This window comes from Lujinxingia sediminis (genome assembly GCF_004005565.1).
Lineage (GTDB): Bacteria > Myxococcota_A > Bradymonadia > Bradymonadales > Bradymonadaceae > Lujinxingia > Lujinxingia sediminis.
This window is the reverse complement of record NZ_SADD01000015.1, coordinates 48,370-66,267: the sequence shown is the minus strand read 5'-3', so window position 1 is coordinate 66,267 and position 17,898 is coordinate 48,370. Positions and strand designations below refer to the sequence as shown.

Below are 17,898 nucleotides of genomic sequence, written 5' to 3'. Positions count from 1 at the left end.
CCGTCGACCCGGTGTGGACGGCACCCTAGCAAAAAGCGCGTGGATTTCTAGTCGATGGGATATCGGGCGAGCTCGCGCTTCGATCAGGGTGCCGGGGCGGTGAACATAAAATGGGGGTGGGAGCGCAGCGAGAGCTCAATCGGGTAATTGATGGTGCACACACCGCCCTCGGGCGCATCGAAGGTCGTGGCGCTGAGCGTCTCGGTGATGCAGTGGTTGGTGGTCTCATCGGCGATGGTGCTGGCGACCTTGATATGGGAGGTCGAGCCGTCGGGGATGATGATGAACTGCGCGAGCGCCGCGCCCACAAGCCCCGGTGTCCGGGAGAGGGCTTTGTCGTAGCAGCCGTTGATCGCGCCATGGGCCTCATAGAGCACATCGTAGATATGCTCGTTGTTGCAACGCCCCTCTTCGCGGGCCTCCGGCGGCAGCGCGTCGCGCTGGGCCTCGGCCCGGGCACCGCTCCCCAGCACAAGCTGAACCTCGCGCGCGCCGTGCTCGCGCAAGAAGGAGTAGCTCAAGATCACCTCGCGGCTCGAAGCGCCGCGCGCGTCGCTGTCGACGAGATGGGGGTAGAGCGCTTCGGCCACGCACTGGCTTAGCGCGGCATCCCCCACAGTATCGGTATGGATTTGCAGCCCCACCGGGGCGTTGGTTTCATCGAGCTGCCAGGCAAATTGCAGCATGCCCGCGAGCTCCGCGTTCTGCGCCAGAGCCTGACGGTAGCAGGTGTTGATCTCGGCCTCCGCAGCGCTCATTGCGCGGTGGAGAATGCGGCTGGGTTCTTTTGCCTCCCCGCTAGAAGCCGCTGCGCTCGCGTCGGCGTCCGCGCTGAGCGCGCCCTGACGTGGTGCCTCTACCGGTGCCTCGTCGGTGGTTTGCGGCGCGCTCTGGCAGGCGCCGAGCGCACCGGCAAGGGTCAGCGTGAGCAGGGCGAACGGGGCAGTCGGGCAGAGTACGCGCATGGCAGACCGGAGGCTCGGGTGGTGGGATGTGGCTCCGGACCATGTAAATATGGGATCGGGTGCGGTGCAAGGGGGATTTGCGGGTGGGGGGATGCTGATCATAAGGCCCTATTCTGCTCCCCTGACAATCAAGCTATTTTTATGACAAAGGTGTTTGGCCAGGCCAAACCTGTCAGAATCGGGATGGGTGCTGGCCAGAACGTGAGTTAGGAGGCTGAACGCTTACTAAATGCGTTCTTGCTTGCATGGATTCTTATGCCTTGTGGACCTTCTATAAAACCCCCGGGATCAAGTACTTCTTGCTGCCTGCTTGAGACCGGTTGGTCTGCATCCAGGCTGTTACAAGCGCAAGATGTTAGGATTATAATAAAGCATGCTAATGCGTAAATGGTTTCGTACGGCATATTTTTCATTGAACTTATCTGTTTGTTTGAGAGATGTGGAACGCTTTTTCGTTGTCTTTTAGTTGTTTGTCGGGGCATCATCCAGATGGAATCGCTCGCTGTTTGAGATGTCATAGACTTCAATGTATGATTTTCCCTCATAAAAGTAATAAATTCGGGCAACGTATCTAAAAGCATAGGACTCTCGTTCGGTCGCTGCAAAAAAAGACATATTGGGCTGGCTGTAAGGGTGAACGCGATGTGAGAAAGTTGTGTCTGAATTTGACGATGTTTTATTGAAATGTGTTGGTAGGTTTAATTCATTGTCGCCCAGTAAATATGTTGTGTCTGAGCACGTCCCAATGTCTGAATTTCCACACGCGATAAACATATTTCCGATAAAGATAATAGACGCAGTAGCGGTAACAATTTTGTAATAGATCACTGGTCACCTCCTTCTTCCGTCCTAAGATGCTCTTCCCAGTTTAAATGGCTTGAGATTGCAAAGTTCATCACCTCCTCTTCTCCGGTTTCTGTGTTAGTTACGCTGACATGGACTGTTTGGTAGTCTGGATTGTCATACGCGCGAAGTTCTAGGTTTTCATGTGCGCTTAGGTCATCAATTGATTTTCCATCAACAATGAGTTCGACCAACTCCATGTGTCGAACGGTGATTGGCTCGTTTCTGCACGGATTCTCTTCTGAGGAAAACCAGCCGGGCGCAAAACTAAGCGCGGCTGCAGCGAGCGTTATCATGGCGAGGTGTTTTTGTGACATAGAACACTCCAAGTTTAGGATGTGTGAAGTAGGTATTCGGGCGGCGAATGGTGATTTCAGTCCGTTAGAGCCCCCACTGACCCAGTATGAATGACGAGAGTTGGATTTTGGCAGAGAAGCGAATGGATATCGAATGATAAGGACTGTTTTTGTGCGTAAAAACTCCAGGGTGTTCTAAGTGGTTGAATTTGTTTGGTTTTAGAGCTTGTGGTGCTTGAGGATAACGTGGGTCGGGCCCGTTTGATCATAGCCGACCGGCCAGGACGATTTTCCAACACAAAAACCCGCCAGCCCAACTTCGGCTGGCGGTTTTTTTTGAACCTTGTCGCTCGTACCTGGTCATCAGGTCAACGACACGCTCACTTCATGAACTGAACATCGGGATTCACATCGACTAAACCGGGCCTGTCGAATTGCTCAATGGATTCAAAAGGTTAGTTGTCATTAAGATCCCGCACCATCGTCAAATACTTCAGCTTTCCGTCGTTGGATTTACCGCGGTAGGCGGTGTCGAAGCCATAAGCGCGGCAGAGGTCGAGGGCGGCGCGGTGAGTTTCGGGGAGGTCGACGCGGGCGCGGCGGAAGCCGCCCTGGCGGCCGCGGCGCAGGTAGTCTTCGATGAGGGTGTGGGAGAGGCCGCGGCCGCGGTGGTCGGGGTGCACGCCCAGGCGAGTGATGACGAAGTCGTTGTCTTCGAGGGGGGCGAAGAGCTCGCGCAGACGCTCGACGCGCTCGCGGAGCATGGCGTAGCTGCCCTCGCCCATATGGCGGGCCAGATCGAGGAGGTCGGCCTGGCGGGCGGTGCGCAGCTCGGTGCCGCTGAGTGCGATGTAGCCGCCGGCGATGCGGTCGTCGATCATGAGCAGGCGGGCGCGTTGGAGGGTGACTTCGGAGCTGTCGCGGAGCATCCAGCGGGAGAGGATCTGGTCGATGTCGGCGCCTTCGAGCAGGACGTCGTCGTAGGGTTGGCCGGCCGGGCGCACCCAGGTGAGAAGCTCGGCGATGCGGCGCTCAAGGTCGGGCGTCTTATGGCCCCAGCGCAGGGGTGGGGTCTGGGAAGGGTGTCGCAGGTTCATGATCACGTCCTTTTCGTCGTGGCGTCAGGTGATATGCGAAGTCGGAAGTTAGAGGTGTGTGGACGCTTAAGGGGGCGCCGGCGGTGGTGTGGGACCGGGGGGCGGCGGTGGTCGCGAGCGCAGGAGGGCGTGGGGGTCGGCCAGCAGCAGTTCGGTGGCGGTGTCGACCAGGCGCGAGGCGTCGACCAGCGTGAGTCGGGTGCGGCCGAAGGGAACCACGTGCAGGTGGCCGCGGGCGTGCAGGGTCTGGGAGAGGGTGATGGTGGAGAGGGTGATGGATTGGGGCAGGCGGCGCTGCTGAAAGAGAAAACGCCGCTCCATGCTTAAGCCCTGGTCGATACAGGGGCCCTCGATCTCGCGCAGGTCGAGGTAGGGCACGCGGGCGCGGGCTTCGGCGATGTGCAAAAGGGGTGAGTGCTGGAGGTCGAGGCCGATGAAGAGGGCGCGGGCGTTGAGGGCCAGAAGGGTGTCGAAGGCCGAGCCGGGGCCGAAGGCCCCGGGGGTATCTCGGGCGCATAAGGTGTGGGCGAGCGGCCCCTCGGCGCAGAGCGATTGCAGGGCATGCGAGGAGCGGTGGGCGCGGGGAAGTCGGCGCAGGTACTCGTTGAAGGGCGCGGCGGTGGGTGTGAGCTGGCGGTCAAAAGGGGTGCCGGCGGCGAATGCCGGCGAGTAGCTGGAGGTGACGAAGGTAGCGCGGGTGCCGGTGAGCTGGCGCAACGCGGCGTAGTAACGCGAGGGCAGTTCGTGGAGCGGGCAATCGCGCAGGTGGCCGGCAGCGAGCAGGTCGAGGTGGAGCAGAAGGAGCTCCGCCGGCCCCAGGCCTAAGGCGCTGAGTGCGTGTCGCAGGTGATTCAGCGTGAGGGTGTGCACGGCTCAGCTCCGCTCGTTTTCGAGGTGACGGGCGATGGCGTCGCGATCGGGCGTGCCGCAGCTCAGGCGCGCAAGCTCACGCACCGGGAGCACCCGATCGGGGACGAGGTGGGTGGGGAGCTGTCGGCGGCAGGCGGCCAGGATGGCCTGCACGTCGAGGGGTTGGTCGGCGCTGGCGACGACCAGCGCGATAAGGCCCGCAGGCCAGGCGGTGTCGCGGGGCCAGGGCACCACCGCGACGTGGCGGTGGCCGCAGGCCTGCTGCAGGGCGAGGTCGATTTCGCTCAAGTCGACGAGCTCGCCGCCCAGGTAGATCTGGTCGTCGAGGCGCTCGCCAAGCTCGATCTGGCCGCCTTCGAGGATGCGCGCGTTGTGGCCGGTGCGCAGCCAGCGCGAGGGTAGTGCGGCGCGTGCCTCCGAGGTGGCCGAGTCGAGCTCCACCAGGGGCGCGCGGGTGGAATCCGGCGACGTGCCGCAGGGGACCTGAGGGCCGCTGACCACCAGCTCGCCGGGCTCGCCAGGGGCGTTGGCCCGGAGCTCGTGGGTGATGGTGGCAGCCATATGGGCGTCGAAGAGGGTGAGGCGTTCGGCGTCGTTGCTTTTGGTGTCCTTCGTGTGCAAGGTGGTGTTTTTGTTGGTCTTTTTTGTGGTTATGTTGCGGCCATTGAGGGCGCGTGTCGCCAGCGCCGGTCCGGCCTGAGGCGGTCCCCACATCGAGGTGATGAGGCTTCGGGGGGCGGCCTGCTGCCAGGCGTGGGCGAGGTCGGCGTCCAGGGGCGCCCCGAAAAAGATGGAGGAGCGCAGGTCGGCAAAACCCCCGTCTCCGAGCTCGCCGGTGCGCCAGAGCCCGGCGGCCAGCGCCGGCCATCCGGCCAGACGCGTGAGGCGATGGGAGCGGATGCGCTGGCCGAGCAGGCGGCGCTCGCTTCGCCCCAACGCCACCAGCGTGGCGCCGGCCTGCCAGGTCGAGAAGATGTCGTGCAGAGATTGACTCAGGCGCAGATCGAAGATCTGCGAGACGCGATCGTCGGGATCGAGATCGAGGCTGCGCGTGACCTGGTCGATATAATGCACAAGCCCCTGATGGCTGAGGCTTAGAGGACGCGGTCGCTGCGCGCCGCCCACGTAGGTGAGAAAGGCGGGGCGGCCGGGCATCGCCGGGGCCTCAAGCTCGGCGCTGCATTGGGCCAGCGCGCGGGCGTCGACGAAGCGGTGGCGGCGATGACGTGCGGCCAGCCCGCGCAGCTCGTCGAGCTCCGGGGTGAGGATGAGCAGCGGGCGGCCGCTGGCTTCCAGCAGGCCGTCGAGGCGGTCGGCGGCCTCCGCGCCCACCACCAGGGCCTCCACGCCGCTATGCGCCAGGATGGCGTTGATGCGCCGGGGCGGATCGTAAGGGTCAAGCGCCAGCAGCGTGCGGGCGCAGCCCGGGGCAGCCAGCGCGCCGGCGTAGGCGCTTAAACTGTGGGTGGCGTACACTCCAAGAATGGGCGTCTCGCCAGGGGCGTTGGCCTTGACCCGGGCGGCGATCGCCCCGGCCAAAGCGGCCAGCGCTTCGTAGGTGAAACTCTCCCCTTCAAGGCGTAAAGCTGTGCGTGTGCAATGAAGCTGTGCGGCTCGCACAAAGCCGCGAAGCAACGATGCCATGGGTCCCCCCCGGGATATCGGAAGCTGTGTGTGCGGTGCGCCATGCCGTGATGATGTGCCGTGCTGCTCATGGCGTCGTACGCTAAAAAAGTAGACGCAGGCTTCGGGGTGGAAAGGTTCTAACCCGCAGAGTTTTCGCAGATTTTTAGCCCCTTGACCCACTGTTGGAGAACGCCGCCATGCTCACCATCGATGTGCTCACCCACCGCGCTGAACATCTGGGAAAATCGTTTAAAAAACGCCTCAAGCTCTTTGCCCGTCAGCAGCCGGAGCTCGGTGAGGACGCTGCTGAGGTGTCGGCTGTGTCTGTTAAGATTGCGAAAGATAAGGAGAAAAAGGGGAAGGTTAAGAAAGATAAGAAGGCAAAAGCGCTCGCGCGGGAACGCGTGGAATGGGAGAGCTTGAGGCGGCAGGCGGTGGAGGTGGCCGACCTTGAGGTAACGCTCGGCGGGTGGGGCGACGGACAGACCCGCGCGCTGGTGGTCGACGGGGAGGTGCTGGCCGCCGGGTTGACTGTGGGACAGGCCGTGGCGCTCAAGAAATGGCTCAAGCGCCTGCGCCAGATGTACGTGAGCGTCGGGCGCAGCGCCGAGGTGGAGCGGGTGGAGGCGGTCGCCGGGGAACTCGATGATCTCTTGGAACGCTGGCGCAGCGAGGAGGTGCCCACGGTGCGGGTTGGCGAGGCGGTGGTGGCGTTTGTGGAGCGGGGGGAGTAGGGCTTCAGGCTCGCTACTGGCCGCGTCGCTCCACCAGCGGCGTTGAAAAGTGCAGCTCCATATCCCAGGGGAAGCGAATCCAGGTGTCCTGGGTGACGGTGCGCACGCAATGGTCAACGAGCGGGCGCCCCTCGGGTTTGGCGTAGACGGTGGCGAAGGTGGCGCCCGGGAGCATCTCGCGCAGCTTGTGAGCGGTGGCCCCCGTATCTACAAGGTCGTCGACCAGAAGCATGCCCGTGCCATCGCCGGCAGCCCTCTTGATGACCCGAAGACTCTCGGAGCGCTCCTGCGCCTCGGTGCCCTCGTAGCTGGCGATGCAGACGGTGTCGATGAGCCGAATGTCGAGCTCGCGGGCGACGATGGCCGCCGGGATGAGGCCGCCACGGGTCACGGCGATGATGCCCTCGAAGGGGTAGGATGCATCATCCATCAGCATCGCGCAGAGCTGGCGGGTATCGCGGTGCAGTTCTTCCCAGGAGACGAAAAAGTCCTGATTGTAGGCGGCGCTCATGGGCATCTCCAGGCAGCAGGTGAGGGGTTAGAGAAGGTGCTGCCGGAGATCTTTAGCACTCAGCAGCCCCGGTCGACCAGCAGCGCTTCGGCGGCCTGTCGTCCGGATTGCAGACAAAGGGGCACGCCGCCGCCGGGGTGGGCGCTTCCGCTGGCAAGGTAGAGGCCGTTGAGCCCGGGGGCGCGGTTGGGCGGACGCTTGAACGCGGCAAATTTGGAGTTGGAGGCCGCTCCGTAGATGCTGCCGCGGCTTCCCACAAAGGTGTTGGCGAGGTCTTCGGGGGTGCGCGTCCAGACCGGGGTGTCGTCGGCGTCGATGAGCCCCGCGCCGATGAGGCGCTCGGTGACAAAGGAGGTGTGCGTCTTCCAGTCCACGCCGGTGCTGCCGTCGGGGGCGGTGGCCGGGGCGTTGGTCATGGCGAAGACGGGCTCATGATCCTCCCAGCCCTGGGCCCGGTGCGCCTTTTCCTGGGCGCAGAGGTAGATGGTGGGCTCACGCGGGGGGCGATTGTGGTCGAAGATGTCGACGAATTCTTCCAGATACGCGCTCTGTGGGAAGAGCACCTGGTGGGCGGCGCGCTGGCTATCGGAGCGTCGTCGAGCTTTGAAAAGCGCGGTGTAGCCGGACATCGAAGGGGTGGGGTCGGGCTGGAGACCGTGGGGAGTATGGGGAGGAAGAAGATCGGCGACGAGGTGGGCGACGTCGGCGTTGATGATGACCCGATCGGCCTTGAGGCGTTCTCCACGCACCAGAAGCTCAAAGCCCTCGGAGGTGGTCTCAATGCGCTCAACGGGGCTCTCAAAGGCAAAGCGCGCGCCTTTGTGCTCGGCGGCCCGGTGCAGGGCCCGGGCGAGCTGACGCATGCCGCCCTCGACGCCGTAGCAACCCATGCCGAGCTCCACCCAGGCGATGCAGTTCAGCGTGGCCGGGGCCTGGCGCGGATCGGAGCCGTTATAAGTGGCGTAGCGGTAGAAAAGATCGCGCAGGTGCGGCGAGCGGATCTGTGCGTCGATGGCGCCCTTCATGGTGCGCATCGGGTCGACGGCGCGCATCTTCGCGAGCGCCGAAAACCCGAGCTTCAAGACGCCGCCCAGCGAGGGAGCCGGGCCCATCACGAAGTTGGGGGCGGCCGCCTCCCAGATGCGGCGGCAGTAGGCCAGAAAGCTTTCAAAATCATCGGCGGCGTCTCGCCCCAGAGCTGCGGCGATTGAGGCTGAGGTGTCGGCCGGGTCGACGTGCACATCGAGCGAAAGATCGCGGTAGATGTAGCGAAAGAGGTGTTCGGGGTGCACGAGCCTGAGGTGATCTTCGAGGCGAAGATCGGCCGAGGCAAAGAGCTCGTGAAGTACGTCGGGCATCGTGAGCACGCTGGGGCCGGTATCAAAGCCCACGCCCTGATGGTGAGCGGTGCCGACTTTGCCGCCGGGGCCGCTGAGCGCGTCGAGCACGAGCACCTCCAGGCCGGGTTGCGCGCTCAGGCGCAGGGCGCTGGCGAGCCCGCCCATGCCGGCACCTACGATGATGACCCGTTCGTTTGAGGCGCTCATCGTTGCTCCCTGGTGCGAGGTGCGGGCTGCTCCTGCTGTGCGGCGTTTACGCCCGGCAGGAAACTTGTCACCAACCGGCTCACTCGCCCCTGACGCGGGCCGGTGAAGAGGGGAAGCCACATGGAGTTGGGACGCGTGTTCTGCATGACGCGCATGCGCACAAGGGGGCGGTGAATGTCGAGATCGATGCGGGCCGGGTCGCAGACCTCGCTGATGCCTCGGGCTGACTCATCTCGCTCGAGATCACGGGCGTCGGCCGCAGAGCGAATGTAAAAAGGTCCGCTGTCGAGGCGCTGGCGGTTGTCGATGGTGATGACGGCCTGGCCCTCGCGCTCAAGCACCTGCTCGGGCCACCAGCGCAGCCCACCGAGGTTTTTGGCAGGACGGCGCTCGCGCAGCTGAAGATCTGGAACCAGGCGGGCCTGACCCCCGGCGTCGATCTCCAGCACCAGGGTTTGCGCCGGTCGGGAGGCGTCGGTGGGATGCAGCACGTAGTAGATCAGCTCGCGGGAAGGGAACGCCAGCCGCCCCCAGGTCCACACGTCGATGCCCAGCTCGTGCATCGGGCGCTGACCCCCGTTGCGGTCGTGGTAGACCCGCCCCTCAAAGGTCGAGGTTTGACCGTGGGCGTGCAGGGTGGCGCTTGCGCGGGCGTTGCAGAGAAGCGGCACCCAGTCGTGATCGGGGAGCGGATCGATGATGCGGTGGGCCGCATCGGGCTTTTGGCCGGAATGATGCACCGCCAGCCCCCGGGCCTCCATGAGGGCGGTGGCGATCTGGCCGTCGGGCATGCGCAGATGCAGGTCGAGTTTTACCCGGCGCTCCTCGCCATCCTGGATGCTCTCGAGCGTGCTCTGTCCGAAGGTCCAGCGATCGCCCTCGGCGGCGGCGTCCCAGAAGACCTCCTCGGGCTCGAACTCCTGGAGGACGTAGAAGTCGAGTTTGCCGCCCTTAAAGCTCGCCAGGTTGAGGCTGGGGCGGTGTTCGGGGAGCTGGGGTTGACCGCGGCGCGAGGCGCTGGCGTAGCCCGGTAAGAAGGGCAGCCCGAAGCTCCAGATGCAGACCAGCCCATCGCCCTGCTCGTCGATCAGATCGAGGTACCACCAGGCAAAACCGCCGGCGCTTTTGAGAAGATCGGGGTGGACGCCGCTTCCGGCCGGAGAGAGGTGCAGGAGGTTGCTCATGACTGAATACCCGGAAGTCCGCGCAGCTCGCGGTGAAGATCGGTGTTGTGTGAAGGCAACCTCTCGCCAGGGCTGCCGAGGGTGCCCAGCCAGGCGACGCATCCCCGAGCGGCAAACCAGAGACGCGCGAGGGGAGCGACCACCGTGCGCCCGAGCATGGGGTTTGCGCCGCGGGCGCGCAGCTTTTCGCCGATGGCGTGGTAGACGCGGCTGGCGACCATGATCGCCGCTCTGGAGCGGGTCGGAATGTAGATCATGCCCGCCTCGCCACTGAGGTAATAATGCTCGGCCAGGTCGAGCAGGTCGGTGACCACCTCCGAGAGCGCGTCGGTGTTGACGCGTTCCTCCAGCAGGTGCTCCGCGCGGATGCCGCGAGCCTCCAGGCGGCGAGTGGGTATGTAGATGCGGCCCATGCGCGCGTCTTCGAGCACATCGCGGCAGATGTTGGTCAGCTGCATGCCCACGCCCAGGTCGATGGCGTGGGCGATGGCGCGCGGATCGCGCACATCGAGCACCGCGCACATCATCACGCCCACGGTGCCGGCCACCCGGTACGCGTAACGCAGCAGGTCGGCGTCGCTCTCAAAGCAGACTTCGCCAAGATCGCTCTCGACGCCTTCGATCAGCTCGAAGACGTAGTTCAGGTCGAGCGCGCGGCGCTCGGCCATCTGCAAAAAAGCCGCGACCAGGGGGCGCGCCGGCCGCGCCCGGCGCAGCTCTCGACGCAGCTCATCGAGCCCGTGCCGGGCCGCTTGAGGGGTCACGGCCTCATCGGCCGTGTCGTCGATCAGGCGGCAGAGCGCGTAGAGGTGGGCTGCATCGCCGCGGCAGTCCACCGGAAGAAAATAGGAGGCCAGCCGAAAGGAGCGCGACCCCACCGCCAGGATCTGCTCATGGGCGCGCACCAGGTCGGTGGAGGTGGAGAGCTGAGAGCGGGGTGCGGCGCTCATGCGGATACCTTTCTCCGGGAGGAGGCTGTGGGGATGGGCAGGTGGTCGGCGGGGTTTTGCGCGGGCACGATCTTTTCAAGCACTTTGGAAGAGGTCAGCACGCCGGGCAGGCCAGCGCCCGGGTGCACGCCTGCACCGACAAAATAGAGCCCTTCAACGTCTTCGGAGCGGTTATGGTAACGGAACCAGGCCGACTGCGTAAGACGCGGCTCCGGGCCAAAGCCCGCTCCGCTGGCCGAGCGAAGTTCGTGCTGGAAGTAGTTCGGGCTGGTCCAGAACTGCGTGGTGATATGCTCGCGAAGTCCCGGCATATGGCGCTCTTCCAGGCTTTTGAGGATGCGCTCCATGTACTCGGGGCCCTGGGCCTCCCAGTCGATGCCGCTCTCATTGTTGGGCACCGGGCTGAGCACGTAGAAGCAGTCGTGGCCCTCGGGCGCCAGCGAGGGATCGGTAGCGGTGGGGCGGTGCAGGTAGAGGGAGAAGTCGTCGGCCAGGACCTTCTTATTGAAAATATCGTCGAGAAGTCCCTTGTAGCGCGGCCCGAGCACGATGGTGTGGTGCTTGATGTCCTCGTACTTTTTGTCGGTGCCGAAGAAGCCCACAAAGAGACCCATCGACTGTTTGACGCGCTCGACGCGGCGGTCGGAGTTTTTGCTGCGATGCTCCGGCGCGATCATCTTCTTATAGGTCATCGACGGGTCGGCGTTGCTGACCACAAACTGGCACGCAATGCGCTCGCCGGATTCGGTGCGCACGGCTTTTGCCTTGCCGCCCTCAACCTCGATCTCGGCGACCGGGGTGTTGAAGCGAACCTCTACGCCGATCTCGTCGAGCAGGCGCATCAGCCCGTCGACGATCGCGGTGGTGCCGCCTTTTGCGAAGTGCACGCCCCACTTGCGCTCCAGCCAGTGGATGAGCAGGTAAATCGAGGTGACGTTGAAGGGGTTTCCGCCCACCAGAAGGGGCTGGAAGGTGAAGACCTGCCGCAGGCGGTCATCTTTGATGTACTTGGCCACCAGGCTGTAGACCGAGCGGTAGTTCTCCAGCTTCATCATGTCCGGGACGACCCGCATCATGTCCATGATGGTGTCGAAGGGCTGGTCGGCGAGCTGGGTGTAGCCCACGTCGAAGATCTTGCGAGAGTGCTCGGCCAGGCGTTTGTAGCCCTCAACATCGTCGAGGTTGAACTCGGCGATTTGCGAGAGGAGGCGGTCTTCGTCGCCGACGTAGTCGAACTCCGAGCCGTCGGTGAAGGTGATGCGGTAGAAGGGGTCGACGGGCATCATCTCGACAAAGTCGTTGATGTCGCGGCCTACCAGCTCAAAGAGCTCGTCGAAGAGGTAGGGGGCGGTAATCACGGTGGGACCGGCATCGAAGGTATAGCCGTCGCGTTTGAACACGCTGGCGCGGCCGCCGGGCTGGTCGCGGGCTTCGAGCAGGGTGACCGGGTAGCCCATGGCGCGCAGGCGAATGGCCGCCGAGATGCCGCCGAAGCCCGAACCGATGACGATAACTGGGGAGGGTGTGGACACGGTGATGCTCCGAGGTGCAAGGGTGGTCAGATAGTCAATAAAGACGACGCCCGTGGCAGCGGGAGATGCGTCAGCGTTTGGAGTGTGTACACCGCTCAGACCTGTTCAAGTATTCTGAACAGGTTTTGAATAACTTTTTTAAAGACGCTGAACGTGACGCATACGTGGCAGATCCCACCAGGGGATGTCGGGGCGCTCGTGATGCTCCCAGTGGTAGCCAAAGTGGTAGCAGGTCAGAAACGAGAGCCAGGGGGCGAAGTCGTTGGAGCTCGCCCGATGGTGGTCGGTGTAGCCGTCGGTCGGGGCACGGTGGGGAAGGTAGGTGCCGAAGTAGAAGAGCTGCAGGGTGCTCAAGAGCGAGGGCAGCACCCAGAAGATCAGCAGGTTGGGGAGGGCAACGCCGACGAGGTGGTGCAGGATGTTGAAGACGATCGCCATGCCCACGAGCTGCCCGACGCTGACGTAGCCTTTTAAGAAGTTCAGGTACCAGCGCGCCGGATCGGGGTGTTCGCCGTCATGAAAGTCCGGGTCATCCTCGGAGGCCGGGTGGGCGTGGTGCTGATGATGGCTTTTGAGCAGTCTGGCGTAGGAGAAGAGTGCGTAGAGCAGAACCGCCAGTCGGCCGATGGCGTGATTCAGGCGGGGGAAGCGCGGCGCAACGGTGCGGTGCATCGCATCGTGAGCGGTGATGAAGAGGCCCGTGTACAGGAAGGTCTGAAGGGCCACAAGCGCCAGTGTGGTGAGTGCTGCGGCAGGCGTTATGGCGAGGGGAACCCCTAAGGCTGTGGTGAGTGTGAGTGCCCATAATGCGATGATGATCGCGGCGCTCAGAAGCCCTCGGGTGGTGTGGTATGCAGGGCGGTGAAGGGAGGTCATGAGATGTAACCTCCTTCTTTTGAAGATGAATTGAACATGGTTTGAAGGGTCTTCGGAGCGACACGCAGGGCATGGCGAGCCAGGTGCAGGCGGAGCGGGTTGGAGGCCTGCCCGAAGACGCGCCACATCACCGCAGCCAGCTGCGAAGGGGGGAGTGTGGCGGCCATATAGCCCCACCAGTCGGCGTCGGGCAGGGCGAAGAAGGATGTGAAGAAGCCTGTGAGACGGGCGGTGTTCATCGCCAACACGGCTTCCTGTCCGAGCGCGTAGAGGGCGCGGGAGCGGCGCGCGGGGGCGGGCCAGAGCAACTTCAGGGAGCTGCGGGCGATGTCGGCCGGGGCTGCGTCGCTGGCGAGCGCGTCGGCCAAAAGGTCGGCCAGGGGCGCGCCTGTGCGCAGGGTGTGGGCCAGGGAGTAGCCGGTGGCCGGGTGCACAAAACCGGCGGCCGCGCCGAAGGCGATGATGGGAGGGACATGTGCGTCAAGCGAGGGCGGATCGCCCCCCATGGGGATGAGGCAGCGTTCGACTTCCAGGATCTCGGTGGGGAGGGCGTCGCGGGCGTTAAGGCGGGCCCGCAGGCGAACTTCGAGCTCCTCGAATGAGAGAGGCTTGCGGGTGACGAGGGCGGTCTCTTCGACAAAGTAGAGATCCTCGCCAAGGTGCATGCCGTAGAGAAAGGTCGGGATTTTATGGGCCTCGGAGGTCGGTGGGGGCCGAAAATCCATCATGACGAAGGGGTGGCCTTCGAGCGGGTCGCGCTCAAAGCGGGCCAGCCACCCCAGCGCGCTTTGCACCCCCGGCGCTTCGGGTGGCGTTGGATCTGCACCGACCGCCGCCGCGGCGCGATGCCTCAAAACCCCGCGGCCGGTAGCGTCGACGATCGCTCGTACGTCGAGGTTGCGACCTCCCTCCAGGGTCAGGCGAAGTGGGGCGTCCTCGCTATCGTGCGACACGCTGCTTGCGGCCTCGCTGATGAGCGTGGCGCCGCGGCTGCGCAGCTCGTCGAGCAGGCGCTGGCGAAACGCCTGCGGGTCAACACGTACGTACGCCCGCTCCAGGAGCGTGGGGTTCTCGGGGTGAAGCCAGACGCTGGCCTCGTTGAAGGTGGCAGCCGTTGGCACCTCGATCTCCAGGCCCTCAAGCTCATCGCGCCAGACCCCGTAGGTGTTGGGCCAGGGGGCGTCGAGCTGCGGGTCGATCACTGCGAGCTCCACGCCGCGGCGCGCCAGATGCGCGGCCAGCCACAAGCCGGCAGGGCCGGCACCGACAACAACGATGGGAAAGGATGAGGTCACGGGGATGCTCCGATACAGCCGTCGACGAGGGGGCGGTGGCCGGGACTGAACGTCCGGGCAGAGACGAAGCATCGAAACGGATCGTCAGGCGTCAAGCTACTCCCGTCGATCGGTTCTGATGAGGTGCGCCGGGAGGATGGGAGCTTGCGCTGGATGCCCCAAAACCCGTGAGGGCGCGGTCCTCTCGGACCGCGCCCTCATCAGATGCAAACGCTTTAAGGTGTTGAAAAAGCCTTATAGATCAGGCGTTTGTGGACGTGTGCTGGCTGCCGCTGAGGCTTACGCCTCGGCGGCCACCGGCTGGGTAATGCCAGCGATGATGGTGTTGAGCGTGGAGCTGGGGCGCATCGCGCGCGCGGCCAACTCTTCGTTGGGGAAGTAGTATCCGCCGATATCGATCGACTCGCCCTGCACGGCGAGGAGCTCGTTGATGATCGCCTCTTCGTTGGCGGCCAGCTCTTCGGCGACCAGGCCAAAGCGCTCGGCGAGTTGGGCGTCGCGCTTCTGGCGGGCCAGAGCCTGAGCCCAGTAGAGAGCCAGGTAGAAGTGGGAGCCGCGGTTGTCGATCTGCCCCACCTTACGGGCCGGGCCCTTGTTGTTCATCAGGTAGGCGGTGGTGGCCTCATCGAGGGTTTCGCCCAGGACGCGGGCGCGCTCCACGCCGAAGGCGTCGGCCAGGTGCTCAAAGCTCACGCCCAGGGCCAGAAACTCCCCGAGCGAGTCCCAGCGCAGGTAGTTGACCTTGTTGAACTGCTGGACGTGCTTGGGTGCGGAGCCCCCGGCGCCCGTCTCAAAGAGGCCGCCGCCGGCCATCAGGGGCACGATCGAGAGCATCTTCGCGCTGGTGCCGACTTCCAGGATGGGGAAGAGGTCGGTGAGGTAGTCGCGCAGCACGTTGCCGGTCACCGAGATGGTGTCCTGGCCTTCTTTGATGCGCTCCAGGCTCACGCGGGTGGCCTGCTGCGGGGACAGGATGCGGATGTCCAGCCCGCTGGTGTCGTGGTCTTTGAGGTAGGTGTTGACCTTGGCGATGAGGCGAGCGTCGTGGGGACGATCTTCGTCGAGCCAGAAGATCGCCGGGGCGCCGGTGGCGCGGGCGCGGGCCACGGCCAGTTTGACCCAGTCCTGGATGGGGGCGTCTTTGGTCTGGCACATCCGCCAGATGTCGCCCGGCTGCACGCGGTGCTCGGTCAGGGTGTTGCCCTCGGCATCGACAACGCGGACCACGCCGGCGCGATCGATCTCAAAGGTCTTGTCGTGGGAGCCGTACTCCTCAGCCTTCTGCGCCATCAGGCCCACGTTGGGGACGCTGCCCATGGTGCGCGGGTCGAGTGCGCCGTGGGTTTTGCAGAAGTCGATGACCTCCTGATAGACCGCCGCGTAGCTGGAGTCGGGGATGACCGCCTTGGCGTCCTGGGTCTTGCCCTCGGCGTTCCACATCTGGCCGGAGGTGCGGATCATGGCGGGCATCGACGCGTCGATGATCACGTCGCTGGGCACGTGCAGGTTGGTGATGCCGCGGTCGGAGTCGACCATGGCGATGTCGGGGCCCTGCTCGTAGGCTTTTTTGAGGTCGGCTTCGATCTCGGCCTGCTGGTCGTCGGGCAGAGTTTTGATCTTCGCGAGAAGATCGCCCAGGCCGTTGTTCACATCGACGCCAAGCTCCTCAAAGGTGCCCTGGTGTTTGGCGAACACATCTTTGAAGTAGGTGCGCACGGCGTGGCCGAAGATGATGGGGTCGGAGACCTTCATCATGGTGGCCTTCATATGCAGGCTGAAGAGCACGCCTTGCTCGTTGGCGTCTTCGACCTGAGCATCGAGGAAGTTCAGAAGCTCTTCGCGCTGCATCACCGAGGCGTCGATGACCTCGCCTGCCTGCAGAGGAAGGGACTCTTTGAGGACGAAGGGCTGGCCGTCGTCGGCGGTCAACACGATCTTCGCCTCGGTGGGGGCGTCGAGGGTCAGGGAGAGCTCAGTATGGCGAAAGTCGCCCGCGCTCATCGTCGCCACGTGGCTCTTCGAGGTGTTCGTCCACTCGCCCATCGAATGGGGGTGCTTACGGGCGTATTCTTTGACGGCTTTGGGGGCGCGGCGGTCGGAGTTGCCCTCGCGCAGCACCGGGTTGACCGCGCTGCCTTTGACGCGGTCGTAGCGAGCGCGGGCGTCTTTTTCGGCGTCGCTCTGCGGATCTTCGGGGTAGGCGGGGATGTCGTAGCCGGCGGCCTGCAGCTCGGCGATGGCCGCCTTGAGCTGGGGAATGGAGGCGCTGATGTTGGGCAACTTGATGATGTTGGCCTGCGGCGTTTTGGCCAGCTCTCCGAGCTCTTTGAGGTGGTCGCCGACCTTTTGATCCGCGGTGAGACGGTCGGGGAAGACGGCCAGGATGCGGGCAGCCAGCGAGATGTCGCGGGTCTCGACGTGAACGCCGGCGGTGGCCGCAAAGGCCTCCACAATCGGGAGGAAGGAGTAGGTGGCCAGAGCCGGGGCTTCGTCGGTTTTGGTGTAGATAATGGTCGGTTTCTGAGTCATGGCGTCACCGTGAGGGAGTATGTGGGAGCGCGTAGCGTCGAGCAAAGTCCTGTGAACCGCTGCGCCTGAGTCAAGTGCACGCAGGGGTTTTGGCAAAGATGTCGCGCTGAAGTCAACGCGCAGAGTCTGGCATGTTCACCAGCCATAACGCGTCAGGGCGCGTACTTGTGCCCGCGCACGCCGAAAACTCGCCGAAGGAGAAGCCCGGGATCGATGGAGGTTCAGAGGGCGGGGTCGGCCTCGTGCCCGAACCAGATGTGGGCGTACTGACCGGCGATGCCGACGCCGATGGCGCCCCAGGCGGTCGACCAGTCGTCTTCGTTGAGGAGTACGGCGTTATGGTCCGGGGATTCTTGCCATAGTAGCAGGGCGCTTTCCGGGGTCATTGAGGTGGACATCGCCGAGATCTCATAGCCGTTTCCCGGGTAGTCGGAGAGCTCGCGGGGTTTATCCCACATGCAGCTGGCTTCGGCGTGGTCGGGGGTGTAGCAGCAGGCCGTCCAGCTGCCCTGATCGGACCAGGAGTGCAGGTTGCACTCGCCGTCGGTCGTCTCGGGGTGCTCGTTGAGGTCGGCGACGTGGGCGTCGGCCACCGCGCTCAGAGAGGGGGAGAGGGGGATCTCGGGGAGGCCGTTTTCGACGCGGTAGGCCATGATGAGCTCGTAGAGCTCGAAGGCCTCGGCGGTGGTCCAGGCGGGATGAACGGAATCTTCGCCATCCTCGCCATCTGCCGAATCATCAGGATCTTCTGGATCGGTCGAATCGCCAGTATCTGCGGGATCTTCGGCGTCTTCGGGCTCGCCGGTATCTCGGCGATCTTCGGTGTCGCCCGGATCGTCGGCGTCACGACCGGTGGGCACCCCGCGGCGCGGACCGTCGTCGTTGCTGCAGGCCGGGGTCATGATGAGCGCGGCGAGTGCAAGCATCGCGACGAGCGGGCGAGATGAGGTGATGCGCAACATAGACCCTCCAACCAGAAAGGGGGCACCCGCTGTGCGGCGCCTGGAGGCGCCGCCGGGCATCATCGTGAATTCGATAGATCA

At 64.1% G+C, this 17,898-nt stretch carries 15 protein-coding genes; 1 reads left to right on the top strand and 14 read right to left on the bottom strand.

The window, feature by feature from the left end:
• Positions 1-83: 83 nt before the first annotated feature.
• The 5 genes from EA187_RS18165 to EA187_RS18145 form a co-directional block, all read right to left on the bottom strand.
• Positions 84-965 carry an AgmX/PglI C-terminal domain-containing protein gene (locus tag EA187_RS18165; protein ID WP_127781175.1) on the bottom strand — a complete coding sequence of 294 codons (882 nt, stop codon included), beginning with the start codon at positions 963-965 and terminating at the stop codon, positions 84-86.
• A gap of 824 nt (positions 966-1,789) precedes the next feature.
• Complete coding sequence (locus EA187_RS18160; RefSeq protein WP_127781174.1) at positions 1,790-2,125, bottom strand: hypothetical protein; 336 nt, start codon at positions 2,123-2,125, stop codon at positions 1,790-1,792.
• A 434-nt stretch (positions 2,126-2,559) separates the two neighbouring features.
• A complete protein-coding gene (locus EA187_RS18155; protein WP_115607300.1) occupies positions 2,560-3,201 on the bottom strand; it encodes a GNAT family N-acetyltransferase in 642 nt (213 codons plus the stop codon).
• Between the two features lie 66 nt (positions 3,202-3,267).
• The gene (locus EA187_RS18150) at positions 3,268-4,071 is read right to left on the bottom strand and encodes an AAC(3) family N-acetyltransferase (protein ID WP_115607299.1); all 804 of its coding nucleotides are present in this window, start codon (positions 4,069-4,071) and stop codon (positions 3,268-3,270) included.
• A 3-nt stretch (positions 4,072-4,074) separates the two neighbouring features.
• Entirely contained in the window at positions 4,075-5,715 is a 1,641-nt protein-coding gene (locus EA187_RS18145) for an AMP-binding protein (RefSeq protein WP_127781173.1), read from the bottom strand.
• A gap of 179 nt (positions 5,716-5,894) precedes the next feature.
• On the opposite strand from EA187_RS18145, the gene EA187_RS18140 reads away from it, so the two are divergent.
• Complete coding sequence (locus tag EA187_RS18140; protein ID WP_127781172.1) at positions 5,895-6,431, top strand: hypothetical protein; 537 nt, start codon at positions 5,895-5,897, stop codon at positions 6,429-6,431.
• 13 nt (positions 6,432-6,444) lie between these two features.
• Here the strand turns inward: EA187_RS18140 and gpt are convergent, their stop codons facing one another.
• From gpt to EA187_RS18095, 9 genes are all read right to left on the bottom strand, one after another.
• The gene (gene gpt, locus EA187_RS18135; protein WP_115607293.1) at positions 6,445-6,942 is read right to left on the bottom strand and encodes a xanthine phosphoribosyltransferase; all 498 of its coding nucleotides are present in this window, start codon (positions 6,940-6,942) and stop codon (positions 6,445-6,447) included.
• A gap of 59 nt (positions 6,943-7,001) precedes the next feature.
• Entirely contained in the window at positions 7,002-8,489 is a 1,488-nt protein-coding gene (locus tag EA187_RS18130; protein ID WP_127781171.1) for a phytoene desaturase family protein, read from the bottom strand.
• Positions 8,486-9,673, bottom strand: a complete 1,188-nt coding sequence (locus EA187_RS18125; RefSeq protein WP_115607290.1) for a hypothetical protein — start codon at positions 9,671-9,673, stop codon at positions 8,486-8,488. The genes EA187_RS18130 and EA187_RS18125 overlap by 4 nt, the downstream gene beginning before the upstream one ends.
• Positions 9,670-10,623: a phytoene/squalene synthase family protein gene (locus EA187_RS18120; protein ID WP_127781170.1), complete on the bottom strand. Its 954-nt coding sequence runs from the start codon at positions 10,621-10,623 to the stop codon at positions 9,670-9,672. Before EA187_RS18120 ends, EA187_RS18125 begins: the two co-directional genes overlap by 4 nt.
• Positions 10,620-12,155 (bottom strand): phytoene desaturase, encoded by a 1,536-nt coding sequence (locus EA187_RS18115; protein ID WP_206524420.1) that lies wholly within the window; start codon positions 12,153-12,155, stop codon positions 10,620-10,622. Before EA187_RS18115 ends, EA187_RS18120 begins: the two co-directional genes overlap by 4 nt.
• 138 nt (positions 12,156-12,293) lie before the next feature.
• The gene (locus EA187_RS18110) at positions 12,294-13,031 is read right to left on the bottom strand and encodes a fatty acid desaturase (protein WP_115607286.1); all 738 of its coding nucleotides are present in this window, start codon (positions 13,029-13,031) and stop codon (positions 12,294-12,296) included.
• The gene (locus EA187_RS18105) at positions 13,028-14,326 is read right to left on the bottom strand and encodes a lycopene cyclase family protein (RefSeq protein WP_164856386.1); all 1,299 of its coding nucleotides are present in this window, start codon (positions 14,324-14,326) and stop codon (positions 13,028-13,030) included. The genes EA187_RS18110 and EA187_RS18105 overlap by 4 nt, the downstream gene beginning before the upstream one ends.
• Positions 14,327-14,605: 279 nt before the next feature.
• On the bottom strand, positions 14,606-16,855 hold the full coding sequence (locus EA187_RS18100; RefSeq protein WP_127781169.1) for an NADP-dependent isocitrate dehydrogenase: 2,250 nt from the start codon (positions 16,853-16,855) through the stop codon (positions 14,606-14,608).
• A 221-nt stretch (positions 16,856-17,076) separates the two neighbouring features.
• Positions 17,077-17,817, bottom strand: coding sequence for a CAP domain-containing protein (locus EA187_RS18095; protein WP_127781168.1), 741 nt, complete (start codon positions 17,815-17,817; stop codon positions 17,077-17,079).
• Positions 17,818-17,898 lie beyond the last annotated feature (81 nt).

What these genes read in the sequence shown, in the direction of transcription:
- EA187_RS18165 (WP_127781175.1), bottom strand. Translation starts at nt 965, where the DNA reads ATGCGCGTACTCTGCCCGACTGCCCCGTTCGCCCTGCTCACGCTGACC.
- EA187_RS18160 (WP_127781174.1), bottom strand. Translation starts at nt 2,125, where the DNA reads ATGTCACAAAAACACCTCGCCATGATAACGCTCGCTGCAGCCGCGCTT.
- EA187_RS18155 (WP_115607300.1), bottom strand. Translation starts at nt 3,201, where the DNA reads ATGAACCTGCGACACCCTTCCCAGACCCCACCCCTGCGCTGGGGCCAT.
- EA187_RS18145 (WP_127781173.1), bottom strand. Translation starts at nt 5,715, where the DNA reads ATGGCATCGTTGCTTCGCGGCTTTGTGCGAGCCGCACAGCTTCATTGC.
- EA187_RS18140 (WP_127781172.1), top strand. Translation starts at nt 5,895, where the DNA reads ATGCTCACCATCGATGTGCTCACCCACCGCGCTGAACATCTGGGAAAA.
- gpt (WP_115607293.1), bottom strand. Translation starts at nt 6,942, where the DNA reads ATGAGCGCCGCCTACAATCAGGACTTTTTCGTCTCCTGGGAAGAACTG.
- EA187_RS18130 (WP_127781171.1), bottom strand. Translation starts at nt 8,489, where the DNA reads ATGAGCGCCTCAAACGAACGGGTCATCATCGTAGGTGCCGGCATGGGC.
- EA187_RS18125 (WP_115607290.1), bottom strand. Translation starts at nt 9,673, where the DNA reads ATGAGCAACCTCCTGCACCTCTCTCCGGCCGGAAGCGGCGTCCACCCC.
- EA187_RS18120 (WP_127781170.1), bottom strand. Translation starts at nt 10,623, where the DNA reads ATGAGCGCCGCACCCCGCTCTCAGCTCTCCACCTCCACCGACCTGGTG.
- EA187_RS18110 (WP_115607286.1), bottom strand. Translation starts at nt 13,031, where the DNA reads ATGACCTCCCTTCACCGCCCTGCATACCACACCACCCGAGGGCTTCTG.
- EA187_RS18100 (WP_127781169.1), bottom strand. Translation starts at nt 16,855, where the DNA reads ATGACTCAGAAACCGACCATTATCTACACCAAAACCGACGAAGCCCCG.
- EA187_RS18095 (WP_127781168.1), bottom strand. Translation starts at nt 17,817, where the DNA reads ATGTTGCGCATCACCTCATCTCGCCCGCTCGTCGCGATGCTTGCACTC.